The organism is Stutzerimonas stutzeri (assembly GCF_018138085.1).
Classification (GTDB): domain Bacteria; phylum Pseudomonadota; class Gammaproteobacteria; order Pseudomonadales; family Pseudomonadaceae; genus Stutzerimonas; species Stutzerimonas stutzeri_AI.
In genome coordinates this window covers 3,425,039-3,448,147 of record NZ_CP073105.1, presented here as the reverse complement: position 1 = coordinate 3,448,147, position 23,109 = coordinate 3,425,039, and the positions used below count along the sequence as shown (strand labels likewise).

At 60.4% G+C, this 23,109-nt stretch carries 25 protein-coding genes and 1 tRNA gene; 11 read left to right on the top strand and 15 right to left on the bottom strand.

Annotated features, from left to right (window positions below; genetic code table 11):
- Positions 1–80: 80 nt before the first annotated feature.
- Entirely contained in the window at positions 81–647 is a 567-nt protein-coding gene (locus KCX70_RS15915; RefSeq protein ID WP_212618111.1) for a DUF488 family protein, read from the bottom strand.
- The gene (locus KCX70_RS15910) at positions 644–859 is read right to left on the bottom strand and encodes a DUF2945 domain-containing protein (protein ID WP_102853680.1); all 216 of its coding nucleotides are present in this window, start codon (positions 857–859) and stop codon (positions 644–646) included. Before KCX70_RS15910 ends, KCX70_RS15915 begins: the two co-directional genes overlap by 4 nt.
- 519 nt (positions 860–1,378) lie before the next feature.
- Between KCX70_RS15910 and KCX70_RS15905 the strand changes: the two genes are divergently transcribed.
- From KCX70_RS15905 to KCX70_RS15885, 5 genes are all read left to right on the top strand, one after another.
- Positions 1,379–3,523: a glycoside hydrolase family 5 protein gene (locus tag KCX70_RS15905; RefSeq protein WP_212618110.1), complete on the top strand. Its 2,145-nt coding sequence runs from the start codon at positions 1,379–1,381 to the stop codon at positions 3,521–3,523.
- A gap of 449 nt (positions 3,524–3,972) precedes the next feature.
- Positions 3,973–4,842, top strand: a complete 870-nt coding sequence (locus KCX70_RS15900; RefSeq protein WP_212618109.1) for a hypothetical protein — start codon at positions 3,973–3,975, stop codon at positions 4,840–4,842.
- Positions 4,839–5,291, top strand: a complete 453-nt coding sequence (locus KCX70_RS15895) for a phage holin family protein (protein WP_021206637.1) — start codon at positions 4,839–4,841, stop codon at positions 5,289–5,291. Before KCX70_RS15900 ends, KCX70_RS15895 begins: the two co-directional genes overlap by 4 nt.
- On the top strand, positions 5,288–6,094 hold the full coding sequence (locus tag KCX70_RS15890; RefSeq protein WP_102853436.1) for a DUF3618 domain-containing protein: 807 nt from the start codon (positions 5,288–5,290) through the stop codon (positions 6,092–6,094). The genes KCX70_RS15895 and KCX70_RS15890 overlap by 4 nt, the downstream gene beginning before the upstream one ends.
- Before the next feature lie 79 nt (positions 6,095–6,173).
- Positions 6,174–6,249, top strand: a tRNA-Thr gene (locus KCX70_RS15885).
- A 77-nt stretch (positions 6,250–6,326) separates the two neighbouring features.
- On the opposite strand, the gene KCX70_RS15880 is transcribed toward KCX70_RS15885, so the two are convergent.
- Together KCX70_RS15880 and KCX70_RS15875 are read right to left on the bottom strand one after the other, a co-directional pair.
- A complete protein-coding gene (locus tag KCX70_RS15880; RefSeq protein WP_212618108.1) occupies positions 6,327–6,923 on the bottom strand; it encodes a putative adenosine monophosphate-protein transferase Fic in 597 nt (198 codons plus the stop codon).
- Positions 6,923–7,093, bottom strand: a complete 171-nt coding sequence (locus KCX70_RS15875) for a YhfG family protein (protein ID WP_102853428.1) — start codon at positions 7,091–7,093, stop codon at positions 6,923–6,925. Before KCX70_RS15875 ends, KCX70_RS15880 begins: the two co-directional genes overlap by 1 nt.
- A gap of 271 nt (positions 7,094–7,364) precedes the next feature.
- On the opposite strand from KCX70_RS15875, the gene KCX70_RS15870 reads away from it, so the two are divergent.
- Positions 7,365–7,757: a GFA family protein gene (locus KCX70_RS15870; protein ID WP_021206634.1), complete on the top strand. Its 393-nt coding sequence runs from the start codon at positions 7,365–7,367 to the stop codon at positions 7,755–7,757.
- A gap of 138 nt (positions 7,758–7,895) precedes the next feature.
- Here KCX70_RS15870 and KCX70_RS15865 read toward each other — a convergent pair whose 3' ends face one another.
- The 3 genes from KCX70_RS15865 to KCX70_RS15855 form a co-directional block, all read right to left on the bottom strand.
- A complete protein-coding gene (locus KCX70_RS15865) occupies positions 7,896–8,375 on the bottom strand; it encodes a VOC family protein (RefSeq protein WP_212618107.1) in 480 nt (159 codons plus the stop codon).
- Between the two features lie 364 nt (positions 8,376–8,739).
- Positions 8,740–9,981, bottom strand: coding sequence for a polysaccharide pyruvyl transferase family protein (locus KCX70_RS15860; RefSeq protein ID WP_212618106.1), 1,242 nt, complete (start codon positions 9,979–9,981; stop codon positions 8,740–8,742).
- Complete coding sequence (locus tag KCX70_RS15855; protein WP_102847176.1) at positions 9,978–11,249, bottom strand: polysaccharide biosynthesis C-terminal domain-containing protein; 1,272 nt, start codon at positions 11,247–11,249, stop codon at positions 9,978–9,980. Before KCX70_RS15855 ends, KCX70_RS15860 begins: the two co-directional genes overlap by 4 nt.
- Before the next feature lie 364 nt (positions 11,250–11,613).
- On the opposite strand from KCX70_RS15855, the gene KCX70_RS15850 reads away from it, so the two are divergent.
- The 5 genes from KCX70_RS15850 to KCX70_RS15830 all read left to right on the top strand — a co-directional run bounded on the left by KCX70_RS15850 (position 11,614) and on the right by KCX70_RS15830 (position 15,831).
- On the top strand, positions 11,614–12,489 hold the full coding sequence (locus tag KCX70_RS15850) for a YihY/virulence factor BrkB family protein (protein WP_102853424.1): 876 nt from the start codon (positions 11,614–11,616) through the stop codon (positions 12,487–12,489).
- A gap of 183 nt (positions 12,490–12,672) precedes the next feature.
- On the top strand, positions 12,673–13,788 hold the full coding sequence (locus KCX70_RS15845; protein WP_102853423.1) for a glycosyltransferase family 4 protein: 1,116 nt from the start codon (positions 12,673–12,675) through the stop codon (positions 13,786–13,788).
- Positions 13,781–14,545, top strand: coding sequence for a DUF2334 domain-containing protein (locus KCX70_RS15840; RefSeq protein ID WP_212618105.1), 765 nt, complete (start codon positions 13,781–13,783; stop codon positions 14,543–14,545). The genes KCX70_RS15845 and KCX70_RS15840 overlap by 8 nt, the downstream gene beginning before the upstream one ends.
- Positions 14,542–15,534 (top strand): lysylphosphatidylglycerol synthase transmembrane domain-containing protein, encoded by a 993-nt coding sequence (locus tag KCX70_RS15835; protein WP_212618104.1) that lies wholly within the window; start codon positions 14,542–14,544, stop codon positions 15,532–15,534. The genes KCX70_RS15840 and KCX70_RS15835 overlap by 4 nt, the downstream gene beginning before the upstream one ends.
- A 105-nt stretch (positions 15,535–15,639) precedes the next feature.
- A complete protein-coding gene (locus KCX70_RS15830) occupies positions 15,640–15,831 on the top strand; it encodes a CsbD family protein (RefSeq protein WP_102853420.1) in 192 nt (63 codons plus the stop codon).
- A gap of 59 nt (positions 15,832–15,890) precedes the next feature.
- On the opposite strand, the gene fdxA is transcribed toward KCX70_RS15830, so the two are convergent.
- The 8 genes from fdxA to KCX70_RS15790 all read right to left on the bottom strand — a co-directional run bounded on the left by fdxA (position 15,891) and on the right by KCX70_RS15790 (position 23,009).
- Entirely contained in the window at positions 15,891–16,214 is a 324-nt protein-coding gene (gene fdxA / locus KCX70_RS15825; RefSeq protein ID WP_021206625.1) for a ferredoxin FdxA, read from the bottom strand.
- 130 nt (positions 16,215–16,344) lie between these two features.
- Positions 16,345–18,924: a DNA mismatch repair protein MutS gene (gene mutS / locus KCX70_RS15820; protein WP_256437904.1), complete on the bottom strand. Its 2,580-nt coding sequence runs from the start codon at positions 18,922–18,924 to the stop codon at positions 16,345–16,347.
- Between the two features lie 50 nt (positions 18,925–18,974).
- A complete protein-coding gene (locus KCX70_RS15815) occupies positions 18,975–20,216 on the bottom strand; it encodes a site-specific integrase (RefSeq protein WP_212618103.1) in 1,242 nt (413 codons plus the stop codon).
- Positions 20,183–20,380 carry a hypothetical protein gene (locus KCX70_RS15810; protein WP_014819862.1) on the bottom strand — a complete coding sequence of 66 codons (198 nt, stop codon included), beginning with the start codon at positions 20,378–20,380 and terminating at the stop codon, positions 20,183–20,185. The genes KCX70_RS15815 and KCX70_RS15810 overlap by 34 nt, the downstream gene beginning before the upstream one ends.
- A 563-nt stretch (positions 20,381–20,943) precedes the next feature.
- On the bottom strand, positions 20,944–21,129 hold the full coding sequence (locus KCX70_RS15805) for a hypothetical protein (RefSeq protein WP_014819863.1): 186 nt from the start codon (positions 21,127–21,129) through the stop codon (positions 20,944–20,946).
- Positions 21,130–21,188: 59 nt separating this feature from the next.
- A complete protein-coding gene (locus tag KCX70_RS15800; RefSeq protein WP_208217807.1) occupies positions 21,189–21,593 on the bottom strand; it encodes a hypothetical protein in 405 nt (134 codons plus the stop codon).
- A gap of 34 nt (positions 21,594–21,627) precedes the next feature.
- On the bottom strand, positions 21,628–22,092 hold the full coding sequence (locus KCX70_RS15795; RefSeq protein WP_008566817.1) for a hypothetical protein: 465 nt from the start codon (positions 22,090–22,092) through the stop codon (positions 21,628–21,630).
- Positions 22,093–22,502: 410 nt separating this feature from the next.
- A complete protein-coding gene (locus tag KCX70_RS15790; protein ID WP_212618102.1) occupies positions 22,503–23,009 on the bottom strand; it encodes an RNA 2'-phosphotransferase in 507 nt (168 codons plus the stop codon).
- Between the last annotated feature and the right edge of the window lie 100 nt (positions 23,010–23,109).

The window sequence follows — 23,109 nt, the reverse complement described above, 5'->3', positions numbered from 1 at the left end:
ATAAACACGAGAAAGTTCTGCATGCTGGAGCGGGGCGCTACCAGACCGGATGCGTGCGCCATGTATCACTGCACGCGGCGTTATCGACCTTCAGGCGTTTTCAGTGGCACGCCGGCGGTTTCTGCGTAGGTGAGCTCGCCATCGTCGAGTCGCGCCGGCGACGTAAAAGGATGAACCGTCAGGCGCTGTTCGTCCTGAATATGCAGCACCTCTATTCCCCGCAACTTCAGCACATCTGACACGATGGAGCGATGGCAGCGCCACCAGAGCACTTCGGCGCACATCATCGCGGTACGTCGCTCGGCGGCCAGGCGCAGCAGCTGCTCCAGCCCGGTGGCGAATTCTTCAGTCCGCACATGCTCGGCATAGCCCCGAAAGGATGCGTTGCGCCACGCGCTCGAACTCGGCCCGGGTGAGGCCCGACGTCTGCCGCCCAGTTGCTCGATCCACTGATAGGCAATCCCCTGTTCGCGGAGCGTGGCTTCGAGATTCGTCGATGCGAATTGCGGCAAGCGCCTCGAACCCGGGAAGCGGCGGACATCCGCGATGGCCTCGATGCCGTAGTGCTCGAGTAACGCGACGAAGGCTTCGGGGGCGCGGGTGGAATGGCCAATCGTCCAGATCTGTCGTGGCGCGGCGGCAATCATTCGATCCTGCTCAGCGCACTGCCCTTGTGCATAGCCACGTGGTCCGTCTTGTCGCTCTCGATCTCGTATTGCGGTTCATCCGGACTGGCACGCCGCTTGTGACCTTTGTAGTCGGTGTCCTGGGTATGCACTTTGACGATGCGCCCCGTCACATGGCCTGCCTCCGAGTTCCAGCGGACGTGGTCGCCAACCTTGAATTTCTGCTGCGTCATGAGCGGTTCCTTATGTGCCGGTGGGCTGACGAGGAATAACGCGGGCGGAAACACCGCTTCCTCTCTTATAAGCCGACCGGAAACAGGGCTGCCTTACTCTGACCGTTCGTCGGCTGGATCCATAGCAGAATTCAGGTTCTGTGACCTGGTTAATTCAAAAAAATGACGCCGACAGCCTATTAACGAAACGGGCTAAAGGGGCTGGACGGCTATTATGGCTGATAGCAAAAAGACACCTTCTAATAGCGGATTAATGGCCGGTCAAAAATGTGACGGAGAGTTGGCGATCTAAACCCGTCAAAAAAATTTTGAATCGTTTTTGAAAGCTATTATAAAGGCGCCACGCAACGGATTGCCGGTTCCCCCCCACTGGTGATCCGGCGTTCGTTGTAACGCGGTTCGTCCGGTTGCGCGAAGTGATGCCTCTGCTCCAGTAAGCGCCTGCACGACTTAATTAAAACTCCCGCCACTTTTTTAAAGGTTTCGGCCTTTTGAAGTATTAAGTTCCGGAGAGACTGAATGTCTATCAACGTATTGACGGGTGCCCCTCGCGCACTTGCTCGTTCCATCGCCCTTGCCGCCCTGTTCGGTGCAGTTGTTTTCACTGGCGAAGCGACTGCTGGCATCACGGTAAGTGCCTCGTCCACGGCCGCTTTCACTTCCAAGATCAATAGCTTTACCAGCTCCGACTTCCTCAACGGTGTCTGGCGCCGGACCGCCGCTCTTTCCGTCCCGGCAAGCTCCGCCGCGATTGCCGCATTCAAGCCGGGCGTCCAGATCAAGTTTGCCGATGGCCAGGTTCGCAAGATCACCAAGGTCTACGTCGTCGGTAACAACATCAGCCTCTATGTAGACGGTGGCTTGCTCGACGGCGCCAAGGTCGGTGCACCGCGTACCGTCAGCACTGTGGTCGCCTCCGTAGAAGCGCCTGCTGCAAAGGCTCCGGCTCCGGCAGTGACTGCCCCGAGCGGCACGCTCTCGGTCGCGGTAAACAATTTCAGCAATACGGATTGGGATCGCGGGATCTATCGTCGGTCGCCCGGTTTTTCGATCCCGGATACTGCCGCCAACAAGGCTGCGTTCGTTGTCGGTGCGTCGGCGAAGCTGGCGGACGGCCAGGTGCGCAAGATCACCGCTGTCTACGACACGGGTGCCAACCTCTCGATCATGATGGGCGGCTCCGCGCTGTCTGGCAGCGTCGTCGGTTATCCGAAGGCTGTCAGCGTGGCATCCACAACCGGTACCACTTTGCCGGCCGTAACCCAGCCGGCACCCGCTCCGGCACCAGCCCCCGCGCCGACTGCCCCTGCGTCCGGCATGACGTACAGCGCCGGGTTGAACAGCTTCACCAACTCGGATTGGGAAAACGGCATCTACCGCAAGGCTGCTGGCTTTTCGATTCCCGACACCACAGCCAACAAGGCCTCGTTCGTTAAAGGCGCTTCGGTGAAACTGGCCGACGGCCAGGTACGCCAGGTCGCCGCCGTCTATGACGTGGGCGATCATCTTTCCGTCATGCTGAGCGGCTCAACGCTGTCCGCCAGCGCTGTTGGTTATCCGAAGACCATCAGCGTGGTGTCCAGCACCGGAGGCACGACCGCGCCGACGGCTCCTGTTACTTCGACACCTGCACCGGCCCCGGCCCCAACCCCGGCACCTGCTCCGGCACCCACGACTCCGGTCGTCAGTGATGGCAGCGGGATCGATCTGGTCGGCGTGAACTTCGGCTCGGGCGTGTTCGACCCGGCGAATGTTCCGGGCATCTACAACAAGGGCTACACCTTCGCCGACGAGTCCTACTACAAGCGTCACGCCGGTCTTGGTTTCAAGCTGGTGCGCCTGGGCTTCCTCTGGGAACGAATCCAGCCCAAGCTGGGTACCGAGCTGGACGCCGCCGAACTGGCGCGCATCAAGCAGTCCCTGGATTACGCTCAGAAGTACGGCATCAAGGTCATCCTTGATATGCACAACTACTACCGCTACTACGGCAAGGTAATCAATTCGCCGGAAGTACCGCGGGCGCAGTTCGCTGAAACCTGGCGCAAGATCGCCCTGCAGGTTTCCAAGCATCCGGCACTGTATGGCTACGGTCTGATGAACGAGCCGTACAACACCGGTAACAACCTTTGGCCACAGACTGCGCAGGCAGCCGGGCAGGCGATCCGTACGGTCGATCCGACCAAGTGGATCATGATCGCCGGTGACCGCTACTCGAGCGCCTTCCATTGGCAGAAGTACAACACCCAGCTGATCAACGATCCGTGGATGCGCGATCCGAAGAACAACCTGGTCTACGAAGCGCACCAGTACCTGGATAGCGATTACTCGGGCACCTATCGCAACACCGCGGAAACCTTTGCGCCGAACCTGGGTGTCGAGCGGGTCAAGCCGTGGGTCGAGTGGCTGAAAGCCAACAAGCTGCGCGGTTACCTGGGCGAGCACGGCATTCCGGACTTCTCTCCGTCTGCTGTAGTCGCTACCGACAAACTGCTGGCGTACCTTGCCGAGAACTGCATCCCGAGCACCTACTGGGCTGCCGGTCCTCGCTGGGGTGAGAACATCATGGCGCTGGACGTCTCGAGCGGTAAGTACCGTCCTCAGCTGGCACCGCTGCAAAAATATGCTTCGGCAAAGAAAACCTGCTCCACCATCGGTCCGCTGTAACGGCGACCGGCGTAAAAAGAAACGGGCCTTCGGGCCCGTTTTTTTTGCGTCCAAGAACGATGCCGTCGCTAACAAACAGTGCAACTCGTCGGTTGCGGTTTCGCTCGCTGTCGATTCTCGAAGTTGACCTTGATTAATGCGAGCCAGTATTTCGAGACTATTGCCGTTTCGCTTGTTAATACTGGCGCTTCGCTTAAAGGCAGGAGATACGCGGCTCGTAGCGGTTCGGTAGTCAACTTGCCATCAGGCCGATGATTAAAAGAATCACCATAAGTTTCAAGTCTCGTCAAATTCCCGGCCTCTTCGAGCGGTTCGAAATAATGGAACTCGAAAATTGGGGCCCGGTCACCTTATATGTGCGCACTTAAATACGCAGCTCGCCGTCACTACTGCGACTGTGTTCCTACGGACCGTGGTCTTACGGCCAAGCCATACAAAGGTGAAACCAAATGACGACACCCGACGAAGAAATCACCGGTTACGGTGGCCAACCCAAGACCGGCCCCAACTCCGCCACCAACACCTCAACCTCAACCTCAACCTCAACCTCAACATCGAGCACAGGCCAGTCGACATCCGGTTCGACCTCTGGGCACGTCACCGAGGATGCCAAGGCGAAGGCCAGGCAAGCTGCCGACGAGGTGAAAACCCAAGGCAAGAGCCAGCTTGAAGGCTACCGCGAGACGGCTGCCGATGAGCTCGAGAAGGTCGCCCAGAGCGCCAAGGCTGCGGCCGATGAGTTGCAAGAGCAGGATCGCCTGGGGCTTTCCAACTATGTGTCGAGCATGGCCGAGAGCATGGTCAGGCTTTCCGATGACCTGCGCGGCAAAAGCGTGGACGAACTCTTCCAGGACGTGAATCGCCTGGCGCGCAACAATCCGGGTTTGTTCATCGCCGGCAGCGTCGCTCTGGGCTTCGGGCTGACTAGATTCGCCCGCGCCTCCGGAAAGCGAGCCAGCCAGGGTGACTATGGCTCCTCGGACAACGCATTTTCAGCCTCCAGCGGTCGCAGTGGTTCTTCCCACGATGGGCAGCAGTCATCCGATCAGAAGACACTCAACGATCGCCTCCGCACGGACGAGCCAGGAACAGTTGGCAGCATCAGCAATGCGGGCACCTCGTCCGTAGCCGGTACTTCCCGCTCCACGACCTCCAGCACAACTACCACGCCCGCGGACACCGGAGCAGGGCTGGGGATGGGTTCTACGGGTGTCGGCAGTGCGAGCAGCAATACTGGCCTGGGCTCCACTTCAGGGACCGGACTAGGCGCCAATTCCAGTCGAGACGGTAAAGGTACTGACGGAGGGCTATACCCATGAGCGAAGCACGTAAGACAACAACGACGACCACCAGTACGGTCAGCACACCCGAACCGGGCATGCGCAGCGAAAATGACACCTCGGTAGGTGGCCTGCTGCGGCAGCTGACCCACGAAGTGCCGTCCTTGATAACCAAGGAACTGGCGCTGGCCAAAGCTGAGCTGAACGAATCCCTCCGCGCGACCAAGGCAGGCGCCGCCAGCGTCGCCACCGGCGGAGCCGTGCTGCTCGGAGGCTTCATCGTTCTGTTGATGTCCGCCGTCTACGGCCTGAGCAAGGTCATGGAGCCATGGCTTGCGGCGCTGATCGTTGGCGGTGTCGTGGTGGTGATCGGGCTGATCATGGTGTCCGCCGGCAAGAAGAAGTTCGAGGCGTCGTCATTCAAGCCCGAGCGCACCATCCACTCGGTCAACAAGGATAAAGAAGCTGTCAGGGGGCACACATCATGAGCACTCGTAATCAGATAGATGCCGAAGCACAGAAGGACCCCGCCGAGTTGGAGCGGGAGATCGACCAGCAGCGTGCCGAGATCGGCAACATTGTCCACGCACTGGAAAACAAGCTGTCTCCAGGCGAGCTCATCGATACGGCACTGGGCTACGTGAAAGGTGGAGGCGGCGAGTTCTTCTCCAACCTGAGCAACACGGTGAAGGCCAATCCGGTACCGACGGTGCTGACCTCCATCGGCCTGCTCTGGATGATGGCCGGGCAAAACCGCCAGCCGCATTCGAATGTCAGCACGACCGGCTACGGAACCAGCTCATCCGGTCCGTCGATGGGTGAGAAGCTTTCCGCGAAAACTTCGGGTATCAAGCAACAGGGTGCCGATATCAAAGAGAAAGCCAGCCAGATGGGCCATAGCGTTTCCGAGTCGCTCGGCAATGCGCGCAGCCGGGCTAGCGACTCCAGGCGCCAGGCATCCGAACGCCTGCGCGGCGGCGCCGACCGTGCCCGTGGTGGTTTCAACCATCTGCTGCAGGAGCAACCCTTGGCGCTCGGTGCGATCGGCATCGCGCTTGGTGCCCTGCTGGCGGCAGCGGTGCCACCGACGCGCCGTGAGGACGAAGCGCTGGGGGAAGTCAGCGACCGCATGACCGATCGGCTGCGTCACAAGGCTGAGGAGGGCTACCAGAAGGTGTCCGCCAAAGGCCAGGAGATGGCTGAGCAGGTCAAGCAGAGCAGCAACCATGACGCAAGTCGCTCCACAACCAGTGGCAACAGCTCCACGGCAGGCTCCACCGCCGGGCTGTAGCGGCTGACGACGGCAGCGTCATTTAGCCGATGCGGGCCTTGAGTCTGCATCGGCGAAATCAGATAATGCGCCGCTCGATGCCGGTGTAGCTCAGTAGGTAGAGCAGCGCATTCGTAATGCGAAGGTCGGGGGTTCGACTCCTCTCACCGGCACCAATGAAATCAAAGGGTTAGCTTCGGCTAGCCCTTTTTCGTTTGGGGTGGTTTCGCGCAAGTGTCCCGTTCGGGTCTCGCTATCTGATGGCCTGGCCGATACAGCGCTGGAAAATCTCGGTCATGAGTTGATAGTCGCAGACGACCGCGTCAACGTTGGCCTGGATCCACTCGCTCTCTTCGACTTCCCACCAGCTTATTTCGTGGCCAGCATTGATGATGATGTGGTCGAACAGGATCCGCTGCGCCCGTCCGTTCCCCTCACGGAAAGGATGGATCATGTTCAGATCGCCATAAAGCTCGGCGACGGCACAAGTAAGTTGCTGCCGTGTCATGCCCTCATACCAGTTGGCTTCAGCCAATCGCCTGAAAAGCTTCGCAGACTCGGCCTCGATTCGAGTCACGTTGCAAAAGTGAGTATTGCCTTTGGATATATCGACTGTCCGAAGCTCTCCGGCCCATTCGTAGATGTCTACGAACAAGGTGCGATGGATACGCTGTAGATACGGAAGGTCGTAAGGCGGAAGATCGAAATCGATAGCGGACGCAGCGATTTCGGAGAGGGTGCGCTCAGCATCGTGAAGCGCTTGGTCATCGGTCAGGTCGAAGCGGTTGCGTAGAACCGTGGTGCCCGGGTAGCAGAGAGGATCCTGACCAACGCCGTACTTATCGAGCATCAGGCCTGCCGAGCGCGTATGGCTCTCAGGGCAGCTTCGCGAGTTGGGAGTTTGCGCTTAGCGTCAGCTGGTGTGGTCTCGAAGCCTTCCAGGCGCAGGCTAGCGGCATAGTTCGATTGGCGGACCTTAGCGTAGTAAGCCTTCTTATCTTCCAATGTCAGATTGGACATGGATAAAACCTCGTTCGCAACGTGCTGGTCATTATAGCGGAACCTAATTCGAAGCGTCTTGCAGGCCCGTCTGGGCTGAATGACCGGCCAGCAATCTCGTTGCTGAGATTGCCGAGTCTTTACCACGTCGTTTGCAATAAGGGGCCCGTAACCTTTACTCCCTGTACGTAAGCTGGCAGCCGATCCGCGCGGGCATGGCAATGATGCGCTGGTGATGCGTGTCGATCTTCCGGCTGGTCAACCTTGATCCTTTACTCGAGGAGGAAAGCCCGTGGATTCATTTACAGGTGGTTGCCTTTGCGGCGGTGTTCGGCTTGTGGCGACAGGGCGCCCGTACCGTGTCGGGCTTTGTCACTGTCTTGACTGCCGCAAGCATCATGGCGCGCTGTTCTATGCGGCTGCGGTGTTCGCGCAGGATGCGGTGACAATCGAGGGTGAGGCGAGCGAGTACGCCGGTCGATTCTTTTGCCCGCGGTGTGGCTCGTCGGTTTACGCGCGTAGCGGAGATGAGGTCGAGGTTCACCTGGGGGCGCTGGATGCCCCGGACCAGTTGATGCCAACCTATGAAAGCTGGGTCGTTCGTCGCGAGTCCTGGTTGCCGGCGTTTCCGGTCGCCAAGTGCTACCGGGGTGATCGGGAAGGCACCGATCGTTTCGAGGAGTAGCGAGTGTTGGAAAGCTCGGCGCCGCAGGCAAGGATGTGCGAGTCGCATCGTTCACGATGCGGCGCAGTCGGCCGAGGCCGCCGGGCCTTGTAGCCGGGGCGATGCGCAACGCCCCGGCATTCAACAAAATAGTGTCTGCTAGGACGCCAGCGCTGCCTCGATGGCTGTGATATCGATCTTCTTCATGCCCATCATCGCGTCGAAGGCACGCTTGGCGGCTGCCCGGTCGGGGCCGGTCATTGCGGCGGTCAGAATGCGTGGCGTGATTTGCCAGGACAGCCCCCATTTGTCCTTGCACCAGCCGCAGGCGCTTTCTTCGCCGCCATTGTCGACGATGGCATTCCATAGGCGGTCTGTTTCGGCTTGGTCGTTGGTCGCGATCTGGAACGAAAATGCTTCGCTGTGCTTGAACGCGGGGCCGCCATTCAGACCCAGGCAGGGGATGCCCGCTACGGTGAACTCGACGGTCAGGACATCGCCTTCCTGGCCGGACGGGTAGTCGCCCGGCGCATGCATGACGGGGCCGACCGCACTGTTCGGAAAGGTGGCGGCATAGAACGTAGCGGCATCCAGGGCGGTGCCGTCGTACCAGAGGCAGATGGTGTTTTTGCTGTTCATAGGGCTCCTCCGCAGGGCGGGGCGGACGGCCGGGGCACCTCGTCGAGGTGAGCGCGTCGAGGCTATCGGCGGCGATCTCTACTCGGCTCGGCAGTTTCGCGCCTATCGCCAGTTGATGGTCGTCTTGCATCAAGCAAGCGTAGACCCATATCGGCGCTATGTGCGCGGCTGGCGACACCACGCCAACGGCGGCGTGTAAGCAAGCCCGCCACGGTCCTTTCGCAGGGTTGCAGAAGGAGGTGGCGGCCTTTGGACCGGTCAGCCGGTGCTCGCCGACCCGCTTGCCATGCCGTCCGCCGTTGCGGGCGGACGCGGCGGCAGGAGCCCGCCGGTCCTAGGCGCCATGATGCGGCTGGCGCTACGGTCAGTTCGCGGCCACGGCTGCGCGCGCCTTGTTGCCCCGGTCAGGCGATTCGTCGCGGGCCGGTGCCTGATCGTAGAGTTCGACCATGTGGTCAAGGTTGGTGCGCACGCGGCTCTTCATCGCCTCGACCACGGCGCGCAGTTCGGCTCGTTGCGTGTCGCCGAAAGCCTTGATCAGGTTGGCGCCGATCTGGCTGATCTGCGGTACTTCGGCGAACCCGCACGACTGCTTCGGCACCCAGGTTTCGAGGAAGCTCGAAAGCTTGATCACGCGCTGAGGCAGCAGGGCGATTTGCGGCACGGCATAGGCCAGGGCGGTAATGGCACCGTGCAGGCTGGTGCCACAGTAAAGCTTGCTGGTGGCGATGCAGCGGATGATGTCGTCGATATTGCCGCTATCGACGCGATAGGCGCGCTCATCACCCAGCAGGCTGTGCAGTTTGTCCAGCGGGCCGTCGTCGGAATGCCCGGGCGCCTTGCCGATGGTCAGCAGTGCGATCTTCAGGCCGGTCGTGACGTTCAGCTCGGTCAGCTGCTGTGCGATCGCCTCGATGCGCCGCTTGGCGTGGTGGTCCGAAATGTGGAACACGATATGCCCGGGTTCGGCCGGCGCCGTCGGCTGCACGAAGATGTCCGAGATCAGGATGGCGCTGTCGGGCACCAGATTGTGTTTGATCCCGAGCTTGTCCAACTCTGCGGAGGTTTCGCGATCGCGCACCGAGACGTAGGTGCAGTCTTCGAGGTTGCGTTTGATCGCCTCGTGAATGAGCGGTTTCTTGCGGCTGATCTCGTTGCCACCCACGCTGTTGTACATCACCTTGTAGCCGGGCAGGTCGCGTTCGCCCAGCACCAGCGGAATATCCGAGGGAATCGAGGTGAACAGGCGGCTCAGGCGAATGAACGCCTTGTGGCCGATCAGGTAGGGGCTCGCCTTGATCGGGTAGTAGATCGCCTGGGGCGCCAGATAGCCGATGATGCTTTCCCACTGCGCCGTCAGGCATTCGCCGCCGGCCACGATAAGCATCGTTTTCGGTTGCTGACGCGTAGCGTCCAGCGCTTTTTTCAGCGGGACGGTAGGCAGTGCGCCGTAGCGGGAAAGATCGGATTTCTTGGTGGCCGCAACCAGGACCTTAAAGCGGCCATTGGCTTCGAGATAACGCTTGAGGACAATGGCAAAGAGCAGGTCGCCATAGTTGTGCCGGTCATAGGCTCCGTAAGCGATTACGTTAACCCGGTCAGTCATGGCGTCGGACTCCTTTCGATTTGTTTGAATTGCACATAGAGCAGGGTGTTCTTCACGGTCAGCGCCACGGCGGTGGCGAAGCAGGCGCCGTTGACGCCATAGCGCGGGATGAGGATGAGGTTCAGCACGAGGTTGATCACGCAGGCGGCGATGTTGTTGTGCAGATAACGGCGGTGATTGCCGGTCATGGTCATGAAGATGCCCAGTGGGCCTGCCGCCAGCACGAAGAAATAGCCCAGCGCGAGCACCAGCAGCGGAAACACGCCCTGTTCGCGGTACTCGGGGCCGAACACCGCAAGGATGTACTCTCGCAGCAGGACGATGGCGAGCAGGATGACCAGCGCGAGGGCCAGCATGAACCGCGAGTACTTGCGCACCATGGCGAAGGCCCCGGCATGGTCGCGCTGCGCCCAGCATTTTGATATGTGCGGGCCGATGGTGCCGTTGATGATGAACAGCAGCGTCGTCGAGAGGGCGGCGATCTTTGCCGCGACGTAGTAGACGCTGACTTCGCTCGCCGAGCGCAAAACACCGAGCAGCAGCGTGTCGGACAACTCGATGATGCTGTTCATCACCGCGATGAGCATCAGTGGCACGCACAGAATAAGCATCTCGCGCCAGCCCATGCCCGGTGCCGAGTCCCCTGTCGGCAGGCTGGCGCTGGCGCGCCATATGGAGCCTGCGATCGCCAATGCGTAGCTGATGGCGAAGCAGGCCGCCACGGTGCCCAGATCATGACCGGTCACCGACACCAGCAGCAGTGTCAGGGTAGGTTGGAAGGCGGTCTGCCAGAACAGGCCTTCGCTGGTCCTATGCTTGGCCTTGAGGGTTTCGCTGGCGATGCTGAGCAATGAAACGCCAAGCGCGGTGACGGCGAAGAGAACGCTGGCATGGGCAAAATAGGCCTGGGTGGTTTCCGAGAAATACACCACCACCAGGCCAATCAGAAAGGCCGGAACGTTCATCAGTGCGGCGAGGCCGAGTGCGCGGTGGAAGTATCGCCGCTGCTGGCCTTCGCTCAAGGACGAAATGTTCTTCAAGCACGCAATGTCGAGACCCAGGCGTGCCACCAGCGACAGAAAAATACCCAGCGCGACGCAAAAGAACACCGTACCCGCGAGCTCGGGTACCAGCAGTCGTGCCAGTAGGATGTTCAGACCCAGCGTAGCGGCAGCCCCGCTGCCCTTGGTGAGGATCAGCCGGGCATATTTGATGAGGTCGGCTTTCATTCCAGGTTGGACGGCGTCCGTTGCACATGCCGATTTCATTCGATGCTCCTGCGGCCGTAAATAACGACGTTAACCATGTCTGGCATATTCGGGCGGCAACTGCCGGGGCGAGTCGCGGCTTGAAGCAAACCCGCAGGTCGTGCTACGCGGCTTCGCCTGCAGTCAGCGGATGGCTGAACTGGGACTCCATCAAGAGCGTCGACACGGCGGAAAGTTCCTTGGCGAGCCGGATCGCGGCCCCTGCCGAGTCTCCATGTGCGAGAGCGGGCGGCGTCGTGCGCGGACGCTCCCGGTCGGCTTGCATGCAGTGTCTGGCGACCGCTGAGAGGGTGCCGGCGAACTCTTGCAGGGCCGGGTCGTCCCATTTTTTGAATGGTTCTTTCTTTAGGGTGGGGGTGAGGTAATGGCATTGCTGGAAACGCGCGGCATCGGCGGTTTCGAGTTGTTGAAACGCACCTTCAAGGAATTCAGCAATGACGACATGGCGACCTATGCGTCGGCACTGGCCTATCGAGCGATCTTTTCGCTGTTTCCTTTTCTGCTATTCCTCATCGCCATGCTGGGCATGCTGGATCTGCAGAACTTTTTCGACTGGCTACGCGAACAGGTTTCGCTCGTGTTGCCACCCGATGCGCTGGATCTGGTCAATCCGGTGATCGACCAGATGCAGACGCAGAAGAGTGGTTTGTTATCGGTGGGCATCCTCGTTGCGCTCTGGTCCGCTTCGATCGGTGTGCGCTCGTTGATGAACGCCATGAACAAGGCATACGACGTCCAGGAGGGGCGGCCGACCTGGAAGCTCATGCTGCTGGCGATCGTGTACACCATCGGCATGGCGCTGATCCTGCTCGCAACGGCCGGTTTGATGGTGATCGGGCCGCAGGTGATGGAATGGCTCGCCGCCCAGGTGGGGTTGAAAGAGATCGTCGTGGTGTTGTGGACGTGGTTGCGTTGGCCGGTGGTCGTGATCCTGATGATGCTGGTGGTGGCCTTGCTGTACTACGTCACGCCGGATGTCGAGCAGGAGTTTCGCTTCATCACGCCCGGGTCGGTGCTCTCGGTGATCGTCTGGATAGCGGCCTCGGTCGCCTTCGGCGTCTACGTGCAGAACTTCGGCAACTACGACGCCACCTACGGCAGTATCGGTGCCGTCATCGTGTTGCTGCTTTACTTCTATATATCCGCTGCCGTGCTGCTGTTCGGCGCCGAGATGAACGCGGTCATCGAACACGCATCGGCGCAGGGTAAGAACGAAGGCGACAAGCGTATCGAGCAATGAGCGAGCCGAGCGTGAACGATCGATAAGCCGAGACGCTTGCGAACAACCGTCTAGCCCGGTGGTCCATTGATTTCATTGCGGAATCTTTCGGATCAGGCTTTGGCTTGATGAGGCTGTGGACCGACCATTGTCTGTTTCGCCATCCGAAGGTTGCGCATCGAGACCTCACGGAGACGCTTCATCTTGCACATCGCCGACATGACCATGTTCTACGCACCTGCCAGTGGTGGGGTGCGTACCTATCTCGAGGCCAAGCATCGCCGCCTGCAACTGTATTCGGGGGTTCGCCACAGCATCCTGGTTCCGGGCGATAGCTATAGCCATCACGCCGGCATCTATCAGATCCCCGCGCCTGCCTTGCCTTTCGGCAAGGGTTATCGTTTCCCGGTACGGCGGGCACCTTGGCGCAACCAGCTGCGTGCGCTACGCCCTGACGTCATCGAGGTCGGCGATCCGTACATGACCGCCTGGGCGGCGCTGGATGCCGGGCGGCGTCTCGATGTTCCGGTGATCGGCTTCTATCACTCGGACCTGCCTTTACTGGTCAGCAATCGCATCGGCGGCTGGCTCGGCACCAACATGAACGGCTACGTGTCGCGCTTGTACAGCAGTTTCGATCGGGTCTTGGCGCCAAGCTGGGTCATGGCGGAAAAGCTAAAGGCGCTGGGGGTCGGCAACGTCTACGTGCAACCGCTGGGTGTCGATCTCGAGACCTTCCGCCCGGATCGGCGTGACCCGGAAATGCGCCGCACGCTGGGGTTGGAAGACGACACGCGCCTGTTGATCTTCGCCGGGCGCGGCTCGAGGGAAAAGAACATCGATGTCTTGCTGGACACCGCACGGTTGCTCGGCAAGCCGTATCACCTGCTGCTGGTGGGGTCGAGCATGCCCCATCGGGTGCCGGAAAACGTTTCGGTGATCGACCGCTTCTGTCCCGCCGCCGATGTGGCGCGCTACATGGCCAGCTGCGATGTACTGCTGCATGCCGGTAACCAGGAAACCTTCGGTTTGGTCGCGCTGGAGGCGATGGCCAGCGGCATCCCGGTGATCGCCGCGCGGGCCGGGGCTTTGCCGGAGCTGGTGCCGTTCCATACCGGCCGGCTGTGTCGGCCGCTGGACGCGCAGTCGATGGCGCAGACGGTGCGCGAACTGTTCGAAGACGACCCTCGGCTGCTGGGCGCTCAGGCCCGTCAGCACGTCGAGGCCCATCACGCCTGGGATGCTGTGGTTGCAGGTCTGCTCGCGCATTATCACGCCGTGCTGGGCACGGCTGATCTACCGGTCGCCGTGCATGGCTGAACGCAGTCTGATGCTGGTGTTGCACGACGTCGCCCCTGAAACCTGGGTGGACTACGAGCCGTTCGTTCGGGCGGTCGATGCCCTGGGCAACGTTCCAATCTCCTGGCTGGTAGTGCCGGATTTTCACCAACGCAACCGCCTCGAAGCGCATCCGGGATTCTGCCGGATGCTCGACGGTCGGCTGTCACGCGGCGACGAGCTGGTCCTGCATGGCTACCTTCACGCCGACGACGCGCCGGCACCACGCTCGCCCCGCGACTGGTTCATGCGCCGCGTCTTTACCCATGAAGGGGAGTTCTATCCGCTGGATGAGGCCGAGGCATCGGTGCGTCTGCGGCAGGGAATCGACCTGTTCGCCCGGCTGCAATGGCCACTGCATGGCTTCGTCGCGCCGGCATGGTTGCTGGGCCCCGGGGCGAGGCGGGCGCTGGCGAAAACCGGCCTGACCTATACCAGCGATCCTGGGCATCTCTACCTGCTGCCCGATTACACCGCCATCGATGCGCCGGGGCTGGTCTGGAGCGCGCGTAGCGCCTGGCGTCGTGGTGTCTCGCGCTTGGTCAGCGAGCGGATGCTCGATCGACATCGACACGCGTCGGTGCTGCGCCTGGGCCTGCATCCGGTGGATATGCGCCACGAGTTTTCGCGTCGCTATTGGCTGGACCTGTTGACGCGGCTGCTGGACGACGGGAGGCAGCCGGTAACCAAGATCGATTGGCTGAGTCGCTACTCGTTGACCTCGAGCGCGGTGGCATGAGTCGCCGCTGGTGGTTGCTGCTGGGGGCGTTGCTGGTTGCCGCGCTGATTCCGCTGTTGCTGGGCGGCAGCGGGCTGTTCGAGCGGTTGGTACATTTCCCGCCCTGGTTGCTGCTCGGCATGATCGGCATGGTCCTGCTCGGCTGGAACCTCAACGCATGCCGCCTGCGCCTCCTGATAGGCAGGCGGCGACTAGGGCAGCGCCGGGCTCTTGGGGTGGTCGTCGCCACCGAGTTCGCCATCTGCGCCACACCGGGTGGCGCCGGTGGGCCGCTGACCATGATGGCCTTGCTGCTGCGCCAGGGCGTGGCGCCGGCCAGGGGCACGGCCACCTATGCCGTCGAACAGCTCACCGATCTGCTGTTCTTCGCCTGTGCGCTGGTGGGCGTACTGATTTACGCGGTGACCCACTCGCTGAACACCTATATCGCCAGCCTGCTGGGTTTCAGCGCGGCGTTGTTGATCGGTCTGATGGTGCTATTGGCGCTGCTCGGGCGTTTCCATCGACAGGTGTTCAGGCTCAACGGCTGGCTGGTCGGTCGGTTGGGCATGAAGGCTGCTCGCAAGCGCTACTGGGCACGCAAAGTGCTGAGCTTTCGCAATGCGCTGCTGGAGTGTTTTCGCCTGCCGCGGGCCGTCTTGCTCGGGGTGTTCATTTTGACCACCTTGCACTGGCTGCTGCGTTACAGCGTGTTGTATCTCACCCTGCAAGGGCTGGACAGTCAGCTGGCCTGGGCCTGGACCTTTATCGTTCAGCTGCTGGCTTTGACTGCCGGGCAATTGAGTCTGTTGCCCGGCGGCGCCGGCAGCGCTGAACTGGCATCGGCGGCATTGCTCACGCCGTTGGTGGGCAAGTCGACCGCCGCTGCCGCCATCCTGATCTGGCGTTTCGTGACCTATTACTTCTATTTGATTGCCGGTGCCCCGGTATTCCTGCATCTGGCGGGCCGCCCCCTTTTCAACCGTCTGGTGAAGGCGCGCAGTGGCTGAAGCCATGGCGTGAGGTCTGCGGCGGTACCGTTGCTCGGAAAAGCGAAACTATCTGGCAAGCGGCCCAGTCCACTGCAGTAACCCATCAAGCAAGAGGAAGATGCCATGAGCAGTACCGAAGACAAAATGAAAGGCAACCTCAATGAAGCGGCCGGCAAAGCGAAGCAGGGTCTCGGTGAGGCAACCGACAACGAGCGTATGAAGAGTGAGGGCCAGCGCCAGGAAATCAAAGGCGACGCCCAGCAGGTCAAGGGCGAGGCCAAGGACACCCTGAAGAAGGGCATCGATCGCGCCTGATTCAGGCTAAAAAAAATGCCCGCATATGCGGGCATTTTTGTTTTGCGGGCTGAACGGAATCAGCGCTCCAGATGCTGCAGCTTGTCCTTCACACCGTCCCATTCCTCGGCGTCCGGCAGCGCATCCTTCTTCTCGGTGATGTTCGGCCAGACTTCCGCGAGATCGGCGTTCAGCTCGATGAACTCCTGCTGATCATCCGGAACCTCGTCCTCGGAGAAGATGGCCTGCGCCGGGCACTCAGGCTCGCAGAGCGCACAGTCGATGCATTCGTCCGGGTGAATGACCAGAAAATTCGGGCCTTCGTAGAAGCAGTCCACCGGGCAGACTTCCACGCAGTCGGTGTATTTGCACTTGATGCAGTTGTCGGTGACGACGAAGGTCATTTCTAGCTATCTCCTCGGGCGTGTCAGGTGGCGTTGCAATGACGCCCCCGTTCGGCAGGCTACGGCGGCACCAGGCAAATGCCGCATGTATCCAAAAAATGCGCGCGATTCTAGCAGCTTTTTCTAGCCGTCAGACGCGCGTTTTCAAGTTGTATAGCAGGTCCAGCGCCTGGCGCGGAGTCATATTGTCGGGATTGATACGTCCCAATTCTTCGATGACCGGGTGCGGCAGGCTGGCGAACAGGTCGTTCTGCATCGGCGGAGCCGGCTGACCCGCGGGCATTCTCGGCGTTTCGTGCGGCAGGCTGGTAGTTTCCAGGCGCGACAGATGGTCGCGTGCGCGCTGGATCACTTCGCCGGGCACACCGGCCAGTTGCGCCACTGCCAGGCCGTAGCTCTGGCTTGCCGGTCCCGGCAGCACGTGGTGCAGGAAAACGATGCGCTCGTTGTGCTCGGTGGCAGACAGGTGCACGTTGGCCACTACCGGCTCGCTTTCCGGCAGCACGGTCAGTTCGAAGTAATGGGTGGCGAACAGGGTGAAGGCCCGCAGATGGGCCAGGTGCTCGGCGGCTGCCCAGGCCAGCGAGAGCCCGTCGAAGGTGCTGGTGCCGCGACCGACTTCGTCCATCAGTACCAGGCTGCGATCGCTGGCGTTGTGCAGGATATTGGCGGTCTCGCTCATCTCGACCATGAAGGTGGAGCGGCCGCCGGCCAGGTCATCGGAGGAGCCGATACGGGTGAAGATGCGGTCGACCAGCGACAGTTCACACGCCTTGGCCGGCACGAAGCTGCCGATCTGCGCCAGCAACACGATCAGCGCCGTCTGACGCATGTAGGTCGATTTACCGCCCATGTTCGGTCCGGTAATGACCAGCATCCGCGTCTCGTCATCGAGGTTGAGGTCATTGGCGACGAAGGGCGTCTGCAGGACCTGTTCGACGACCGGGTGACGGCCTTGCTCGATCTGCAGGCAGGGATGCTCGACGAAGCGTGGGCGGTTGAGATCCAGGGTCAGTGCGCGTTCGGCCAAGTTGCTCAGCACGTCCAGCTCGGCCAGTGCCGCCGCGCTGTCCTGCAGCGGCGCCAGGTGGTCGATGAGTCGCTCGAGTAACTCGTCGTAGAGCTGTTTCTCGCGCGCCAGGGCACGGCTCTTGGCCGACAACGCCTTGTCTTCGAACTCTTTGAGCTCGGGCGTGATGAAGCGCTCGGCGCCCTTGAGCGTCTGGCGGCGGATGTAATCGGCCGGAGCCGACTCGGCTTGCTTGCTCGGCAGTTCGATGAAATAGCCGTGTACGCGGTTGTAGCCGACTTTGAGGTTGGCCAGTCCGGTGCGGGCCTTTTCACGGGTTTCCAGGTCCATCAGGTACTGGCCGGCGTTTTCCGAAAGCGATTGCAGCTCGTCGAGCTCGGCGTCGTAACCGGTCTTCAGCACGCCGCCCTCGCGGATGACCGCTGGCGGATTGTCAATGATGGCTTTTGCCAGCAGCGCCGCGAGCTCCGGGTAGGTGCTGATGGTGGCAGCAAGCCCGGTGAGATGCGGCGCTACCAGTTCTTGCATGGCGCCTTGCAGTTGCGGCAGGGCGGCGAGTGCATCGCGCAGCCGCGCCAGGTCGCGTGGGCGGGCGTTACGCAGGCCGATCCGCGCCAGGACGCGCTCAAGGTCGCCGATTTCCTTGAGCTGGGGTTGAATCTGCTCGAAGCGATAGTGTTCGAGCAGGCAGGTGATCGAATCCTGACGGGCTTCGAGCACACCGCGATCACGCAGCGGGCGGTTGAGCCAGCGGCTGAGCAACCGGCTGCCCATGGCGGTCTGGCAGCGGTCGACCACCGATTGCAGTGTGTTGTCGCGCCCGCCGCCGAGATTGATGTCCAGCTCCAGGTTGCGTCGCGTTGCGCCGTCGAGGATTACGGTGTCATCAAGGCGCTCGTGGCGCAGGCTGCGCAAATGATGCAGCGCGGTGCGTTGGGTTTCCTTGGCGTAGGTCAGCAGGCAACCGGCGGCGCCGATGGCCAGGGTCAGCTTTTCGCAACCGAAGCCTTTCAGGTCCTGAGTGCCGAACTGCTGGCACAGGCCTTTGAAGGCGCTGTCGCGGTCGAAGTCCCAGGGCGCACGGCGACGCACACCACGGCGCTTTTCCAGCGGGAGATTCGCCGGCCAATCGTCGGGAATCATCAGCTCGGCAGGGTTCAGGCGTTCCACCTCGGCCAGCAGGGTTTCCCAGCCGCCGAATTCCTGCACGCTGAAACGGCCGCTGGTGATGTCCAGCATCGACAAGCCGAAGAGTTTCTCGTCACCGACCACGGCGGCCAGCAGGTTGTCGCGATGCTCGTCGAGCAGGGCTTCATCACTGACGGTGCCAGGCGTGATGATCCGCACCACCTGCCGCTCCACCGGCCCCTTGCTGGTGGCCGGGTCGCCGATCTGCTCGCAGATCACCACCGACTCGCCGAGCTTGACCAGCCGGCTCAGGTAGCCCTCGGCGGAGTGAAAGGGGATACCCGCCATCGGGATCGCATTGCCGCCGGACTGGCCGCGGGCAGTCAGGGTAATGTCCAGCAGCTTGGCTGCCTTCCTGGCGTCCTCGTAGAACAGCTCGTAGAAGTCGCCCATGCGGTAGAACATCAGCTGGTCCGGATGCTCACGCTTGAGCTTCCAATATTGCTGCATCATGGGCGTATGCTTAGAAAGATCGAATATTTCTTTATTCATCAATGACTTAGAGCGGTGCGGCGAAAATTGTGGGGCAAATTTGGGGCATGTCACGCTGCTTTTTGCATGCCTGCCCAGATGTGTTGCAGCTCGCTGGGGGACTCGTCGTCCATCCATTTGGCGTACACCTGGACCAGCATCGTGAAGTCTTTGTGCCCCATCTGCTTGGCGATGAACGCAAGGTTACCACGCGCTACCAGGCACCAGCAGGCGTAGGTGTGGCGGGTCTGGTAGGGGCGGCGTGGGCGGATTTTGGCGCGGCGCTGGATGTTGGCCCACTTCGAGTTCCAAGACGTCGGAATGAACCAAGGGTTTACGTTCTTCTTGCGTGCCTGCACAACGGGAGAAATCAGCGGCGTGACGGTTTCCCGTATCGATTCGTGGCGGGTGAGTTGCACAGTGATGGTCCGTGGCTCGATGCCGTGCTCGATAGCCAGCAGTTCCTTACACGCGTCCAGTGCTGGCGGAAATAACAGTACGACGCGTTTCTTGCCGGTCTTAGGCAGCTTGAACGTGCCCCTGCTTGTAATGGCTCGGTTTACATGGATCTGGCCTTTGATCAGGTCGATGTCTTCCCTGGCTAATGCGCCGAGTTCTCCAGGGCGCAGGCCGGTGTAAACGGCCAGTGTCACCGCAGCTCGATCCATTGGGTGCAAGCAACCTTTGGTCAGGAGGGCGTCCAGCTCGGCTTTGGTAAGCGGGTCTGGGTCACGCTCGGTCATCTCAAAGCGCGTGCAGGCATTGGCTAGGCCAGAACGGCAATAGCCGTTGGCCTCACACCATCCAAGAAATCCTGCGAGCGTGGCGAGGTAATGATTCACCGTCGAGGTGGCGCGCGTCTCGATCAGACTCACACGCAGCTTCTGAATGTCTTCGGGCAGCAGGACGCTGCCAAGACGGTCTCGACCTAGCATGTCAGTGCAGATGTCGAGCGCGATTCCGTATCGGCTCTCGGTTTCCTTGGTGATGTCGACCGCCTTAAGGGGCTTATACCTAGCCAACAGCGCATGCAGCCGCTCGTCGCGGGTGTTGCTGTAGTTTCCTGCCTGCTTGCTGTCCGGGAAGTGCTCGGCATAGTCGAACTTGCCCATCTTGATGTCATGAAGCACCGCCGCCCGGAGCTGGGCGGCGTGCTTGATGTTCGCCTTGGTCACCGGGAGGCCGAGCGTCTCCCGATAGCGGCGTTTGCGCCACATAAACACGATACGGATGCTGCTGCCGTGGATCTCGATGCCAGAGTGCCTGGCCAGCTCGGCTTCTAGACCGCATCCTGCGGCGCGCTCTCGACCCACTGGTTCACTTCCTCAATGTTGATAAAGATCCGTCCGTCCTGTGCCTTACGCCAGATGCGACCCTGCGCCCACGTTCCGTTTTTAACTTTGTGTTCGATGGCCGTCCGGCTGTAGCCGAACAGGTCGGCGGCTTTAGGGATAAGTACCCAACGAGGCGCGATCATGTGAGCTGCGCCTCGCGCTTGGTCTGGGGCATAGCTCGCCGGCGGAGAGAGCAGACGCTGATGAGGTGCTTGCGGTGCAACGCCTTGAGATGGCGCGACGGCAGTTCCCCCGTGCGTTCTGTATACGCATGGGGCCCGCTGTACATCTGGAGAAATGCGAGAGCGGGGGTGCTATACCGCACCATCAACAGGGCTTCTATAGGTGTTCGAGTGCTTGAGTTTGGTGTCGGCATGACTTGTCCTCCTGCTCATACCCGACACCCATTAGATAGCACCGCAAGCACATTTTGGGGCGCTATCTGACCAGATTCTGGTCAGCATTAAGATTTGGGGCCGCCTCGGTTATCGTTCTCCTCATCGTCCCCCATAAACCAACAAACCCAAGTTCTGCGGAAGCTCTGCTAGACCAAGATCTTTGCTTACCAAAATCTGGTCGAATTAGACTGCGGAATTGGATGGAAGCCAGACACGACGCGGATTTCCATCTCCTTCCGGCCGTTACGCGTAGTGAGCGATTTACCACCACTAACATGCCGGACGATTGGATGCCGGACCTCGGCGCTTCAACGTCGATTTGGATCATCGTCCTGGGCACAGCGCCGGCCATCCGCAGGCGCGCCATCAGAACGCTTTCTTGCACCCTTGCCGTCCGCACTCTGCGCCACTACCAGGCCAATCACCGTGGCAACCGCAATCACCGCCAGCGTCAGGCCGATGAAAAAGAGGATCGTGTAGGTTTTTGTATCCATGGTTATTCCTGTTGGTCCGTTGCCGTTGCCGCAGTGGAGGCAACACGGCAACGGTGACATCAACCTCTATCGCTGCCGAGGCCGACGCTGATGCAGTACGTTCCGGGTACGGCCAGGACGACGCAGACGATTGGTCCGGCGCCCATGACCTGGCCCCAGAGGTTTTTCAACAGCGGATAAGCGATGAATACCGCCGCCGCTTCAGCCGGCTGCATGGTGGCGAGTCGGCCGAGAACGGCTGCCTCGATGCTGGAAAGCAGCACGAGCAAGCAGCCTGACACTGCCATCACTGGCCGGAGCCCGAGCCGTGATCGGCGACGACCAGAGCCTGAATAGTCCAGCGGTAAGGGTATCTGCCGAATCAACCGGCCGCGCGCAATGCGGGCATCTACCGCCAGGGCCAGCCAGGAGATGCCTATGGCGAATGCGAGGATGAGGCTAACTACCAGCGCAAATGGCGACATAATCAATTTCCTCCAAGTGCTGTGGCGTCTGCGTTTAGTCGAAACCGAAAGAGGAAAAGCTGCTTTCGAAACAGCTGATGCCGTGATCAAACGAAAGGCTGTCGCTCAGCATGTCCGTGCCGAACGCGTTCCCCATGACATCAAAACAGCTGTCGAGCATAGGCATGCCGTTGGCCGGATTGACCCAGGAGGTTGCCATGGGCTCGAAGTGGGAAGAGAAAATCGAGGAAATTTCCTCTGTCTGGATGGGGTGGACCGGATCGAATGAATCAGCCCTACCAGTGTGCTCGTGCAGAATGCTGTCGAAGGCCATGCTCGTGTTCATGTTCTCATCGATCAGAGAATCGATCCGATACCACGGGCGCTCATGACGAATGCCGAGGCCGTCATGCACCAAGACCGCTTTTCCCTGGCTGGGATAGATGATGGTGGTGTACGCCGAGTTGGCGGATTTGAGAAAGAGTGAGAGCAGTTGGGCGAGGTTCTGGACCAGCTTCATGACGGGCTCCTTGAATGTAGGTGCCTTCAACGTCTCCCGACTCTATGAAAACCCAACTTGATGTGCTCGGTTTCATGTTCGCACCCTGCCTGAACCAGCGGCATCATGAGCAGATTCCGGGCGCCCACCACGTTGTGCGACATCACCTAAGGCAATGCTAGCCCAACTGACTGCACGCGAAAGTCAGCAAGCGGCCAATAGCGGTCATTGATCATTTACGGAATCGAAGCATGGTCAGAACACCTAGTTCTGACCATTTTTAGTCCCTGTCTCACACCAGTGGGTACGCCTTAGACGGTAAAAAGCTTGGCCTGAAGAACGCAAGGCGCTGCGGCCGGGTTTAGTTGACCACTAAAGTTGAGAAGGAAGTTGAGGTTGAATACCTCGCCCGCTAGAAAGGATGCTGTTACTCACCGAACTGTACCTCCCTCGTCAACGAAAGGATTCACGATTGAGAGGCGACTCGGAAGGATACGTGGTGAAACCCAGATGCCTTCCGCTACAGGCTCCTCATCGTGGAGCTGATCAATAGAAAGGACTATTGGATCCCCCTTCCGTGCGCCCACGGCCATAGCTTCCGCAGCGATATTAGTCAAATGCACCATCCGGCGCTGCATAGGGATCACGCCATCTTTGATGATCGCGTCTAGCGCAGACCAGCTGGAACCATGATATAGAGCAGTTGGAGTTCCAACGTTGATGCCTGCTTCGATGAGGACATCTAGCGAGTGCCCATAAAGAGCTCTGATATGACCACCTCGGACCTCGAACCTTGGCTCGCCTGGATGCTCGGCCACAGCCAGCAGGTGGCTCGAATCTACTTTAAGAGCGAGCGCTAAATCATCCATCGAGGCAAATCCTCCTTTATCTATAGCAACCCCATTGTTCGGTCCGTCATGGCGAAGCTGATATGCCATTGCCTTGCTTAGCCGTCGATGGTCATGGCTAGGTACGGAGTCTTCTGTGCTCGCTTGCTCGATTCGCGAGAGTGCTTGAACTAGCTCTCGCGCCAAGCTC

What these genes read in the sequence shown, in the direction of transcription:
- KCX70_RS15850 (WP_102853424.1), top strand. Translation starts at nt 11,614, where the DNA reads ATGGCATTGCTGGAAACGCGCGGCATCGGCGGTTTCGAGTTGTTGAAA.
- KCX70_RS15915 (WP_212618111.1), bottom strand. Translation starts at nt 647, where the DNA reads ATGATTGCCGCCGCGCCACGACAGATCTGGACGATTGGCCATTCCACC.
- KCX70_RS15835 (WP_212618104.1), top strand. Translation starts at nt 14,542, where the DNA reads ATGAGTCGCCGCTGGTGGTTGCTGCTGGGGGCGTTGCTGGTTGCCGCG.
- KCX70_RS15905 (WP_212618110.1), top strand. Translation starts at nt 1,379, where the DNA reads ATGTCTATCAACGTATTGACGGGTGCCCCTCGCGCACTTGCTCGTTCC.
- KCX70_RS15875 (WP_102853428.1), bottom strand. Translation starts at nt 7,093, where the DNA reads ATGTCCAATCTGACATTGGAAGATAAGAAGGCTTACTACGCTAAGGTC.
- KCX70_RS15810 (WP_014819862.1), bottom strand. Translation starts at nt 20,380, where the DNA reads ATGATCGCGCCTCGTTGGGTACTTATCCCTAAAGCCGCCGACCTGTTC.
- fdxA (WP_021206625.1), bottom strand. Translation starts at nt 16,214, where the DNA reads ATGACCTTCGTCGTCACCGACAACTGCATCAAGTGCAAATACACCGAC.
- KCX70_RS15855 (WP_102847176.1), bottom strand. Translation starts at nt 11,249, where the DNA reads ATGAAATCGGCATGTGCAACGGACGCCGTCCAACCTGGAATGAAAGCC.
- KCX70_RS15840 (WP_212618105.1), top strand. Translation starts at nt 13,781, where the DNA reads ATGGCTGAACGCAGTCTGATGCTGGTGTTGCACGACGTCGCCCCTGAA.
- mutS (WP_256437904.1), bottom strand. Translation starts at nt 18,924, where the DNA reads ATGAATAAAGAAATATTCGATCTTTCTAAGCATACGCCCATGATGCAG.
- KCX70_RS15880 (WP_212618108.1), bottom strand. Translation starts at nt 6,923, where the DNA reads ATGCTCGATAAGTACGGCGTTGGTCAGGATCCTCTCTGCTACCCGGGC.
- KCX70_RS15830 (WP_102853420.1), top strand. Translation starts at nt 15,640, where the DNA reads ATGAGCAGTACCGAAGACAAAATGAAAGGCAACCTCAATGAAGCGGCC.
- KCX70_RS15895 (WP_021206637.1), top strand. Translation starts at nt 4,839, where the DNA reads ATGAGCGAAGCACGTAAGACAACAACGACGACCACCAGTACGGTCAGC.
- KCX70_RS15800 (WP_208217807.1), bottom strand. Translation starts at nt 21,593, where the DNA reads ATGTCGCCATTTGCGCTGGTAGTTAGCCTCATCCTCGCATTCGCCATA.
- KCX70_RS15790 (WP_212618102.1), bottom strand. Translation starts at nt 23,009, where the DNA reads ATGGCATATCAGCTTCGCCATGACGGACCGAACAATGGGGTTGCTATA.
- KCX70_RS15890 (WP_102853436.1), top strand. Translation starts at nt 5,288, where the DNA reads ATGAGCACTCGTAATCAGATAGATGCCGAAGCACAGAAGGACCCCGCC.
- KCX70_RS15865 (WP_212618107.1), bottom strand. Translation starts at nt 8,375, where the DNA reads ATGAACAGCAAAAACACCATCTGCCTCTGGTACGACGGCACCGCCCTG.
- KCX70_RS15910 (WP_102853680.1), bottom strand. Translation starts at nt 859, where the DNA reads ATGACGCAGCAGAAATTCAAGGTTGGCGACCACGTCCGCTGGAACTCG.
- KCX70_RS15860 (WP_212618106.1), bottom strand. Translation starts at nt 9,981, where the DNA reads ATGACTGACCGGGTTAACGTAATCGCTTACGGAGCCTATGACCGGCAC.
- KCX70_RS15805 (WP_014819863.1), bottom strand. Translation starts at nt 21,129, where the DNA reads ATGGATACAAAAACCTACACGATCCTCTTTTTCATCGGCCTGACGCTG.
- KCX70_RS15900 (WP_212618109.1), top strand. Translation starts at nt 3,973, where the DNA reads ATGACGACACCCGACGAAGAAATCACCGGTTACGGTGGCCAACCCAAG.
- KCX70_RS15795 (WP_008566817.1), bottom strand. Translation starts at nt 22,092, where the DNA reads ATGAAGCTGGTCCAGAACCTCGCCCAACTGCTCTCACTCTTTCTCAAA.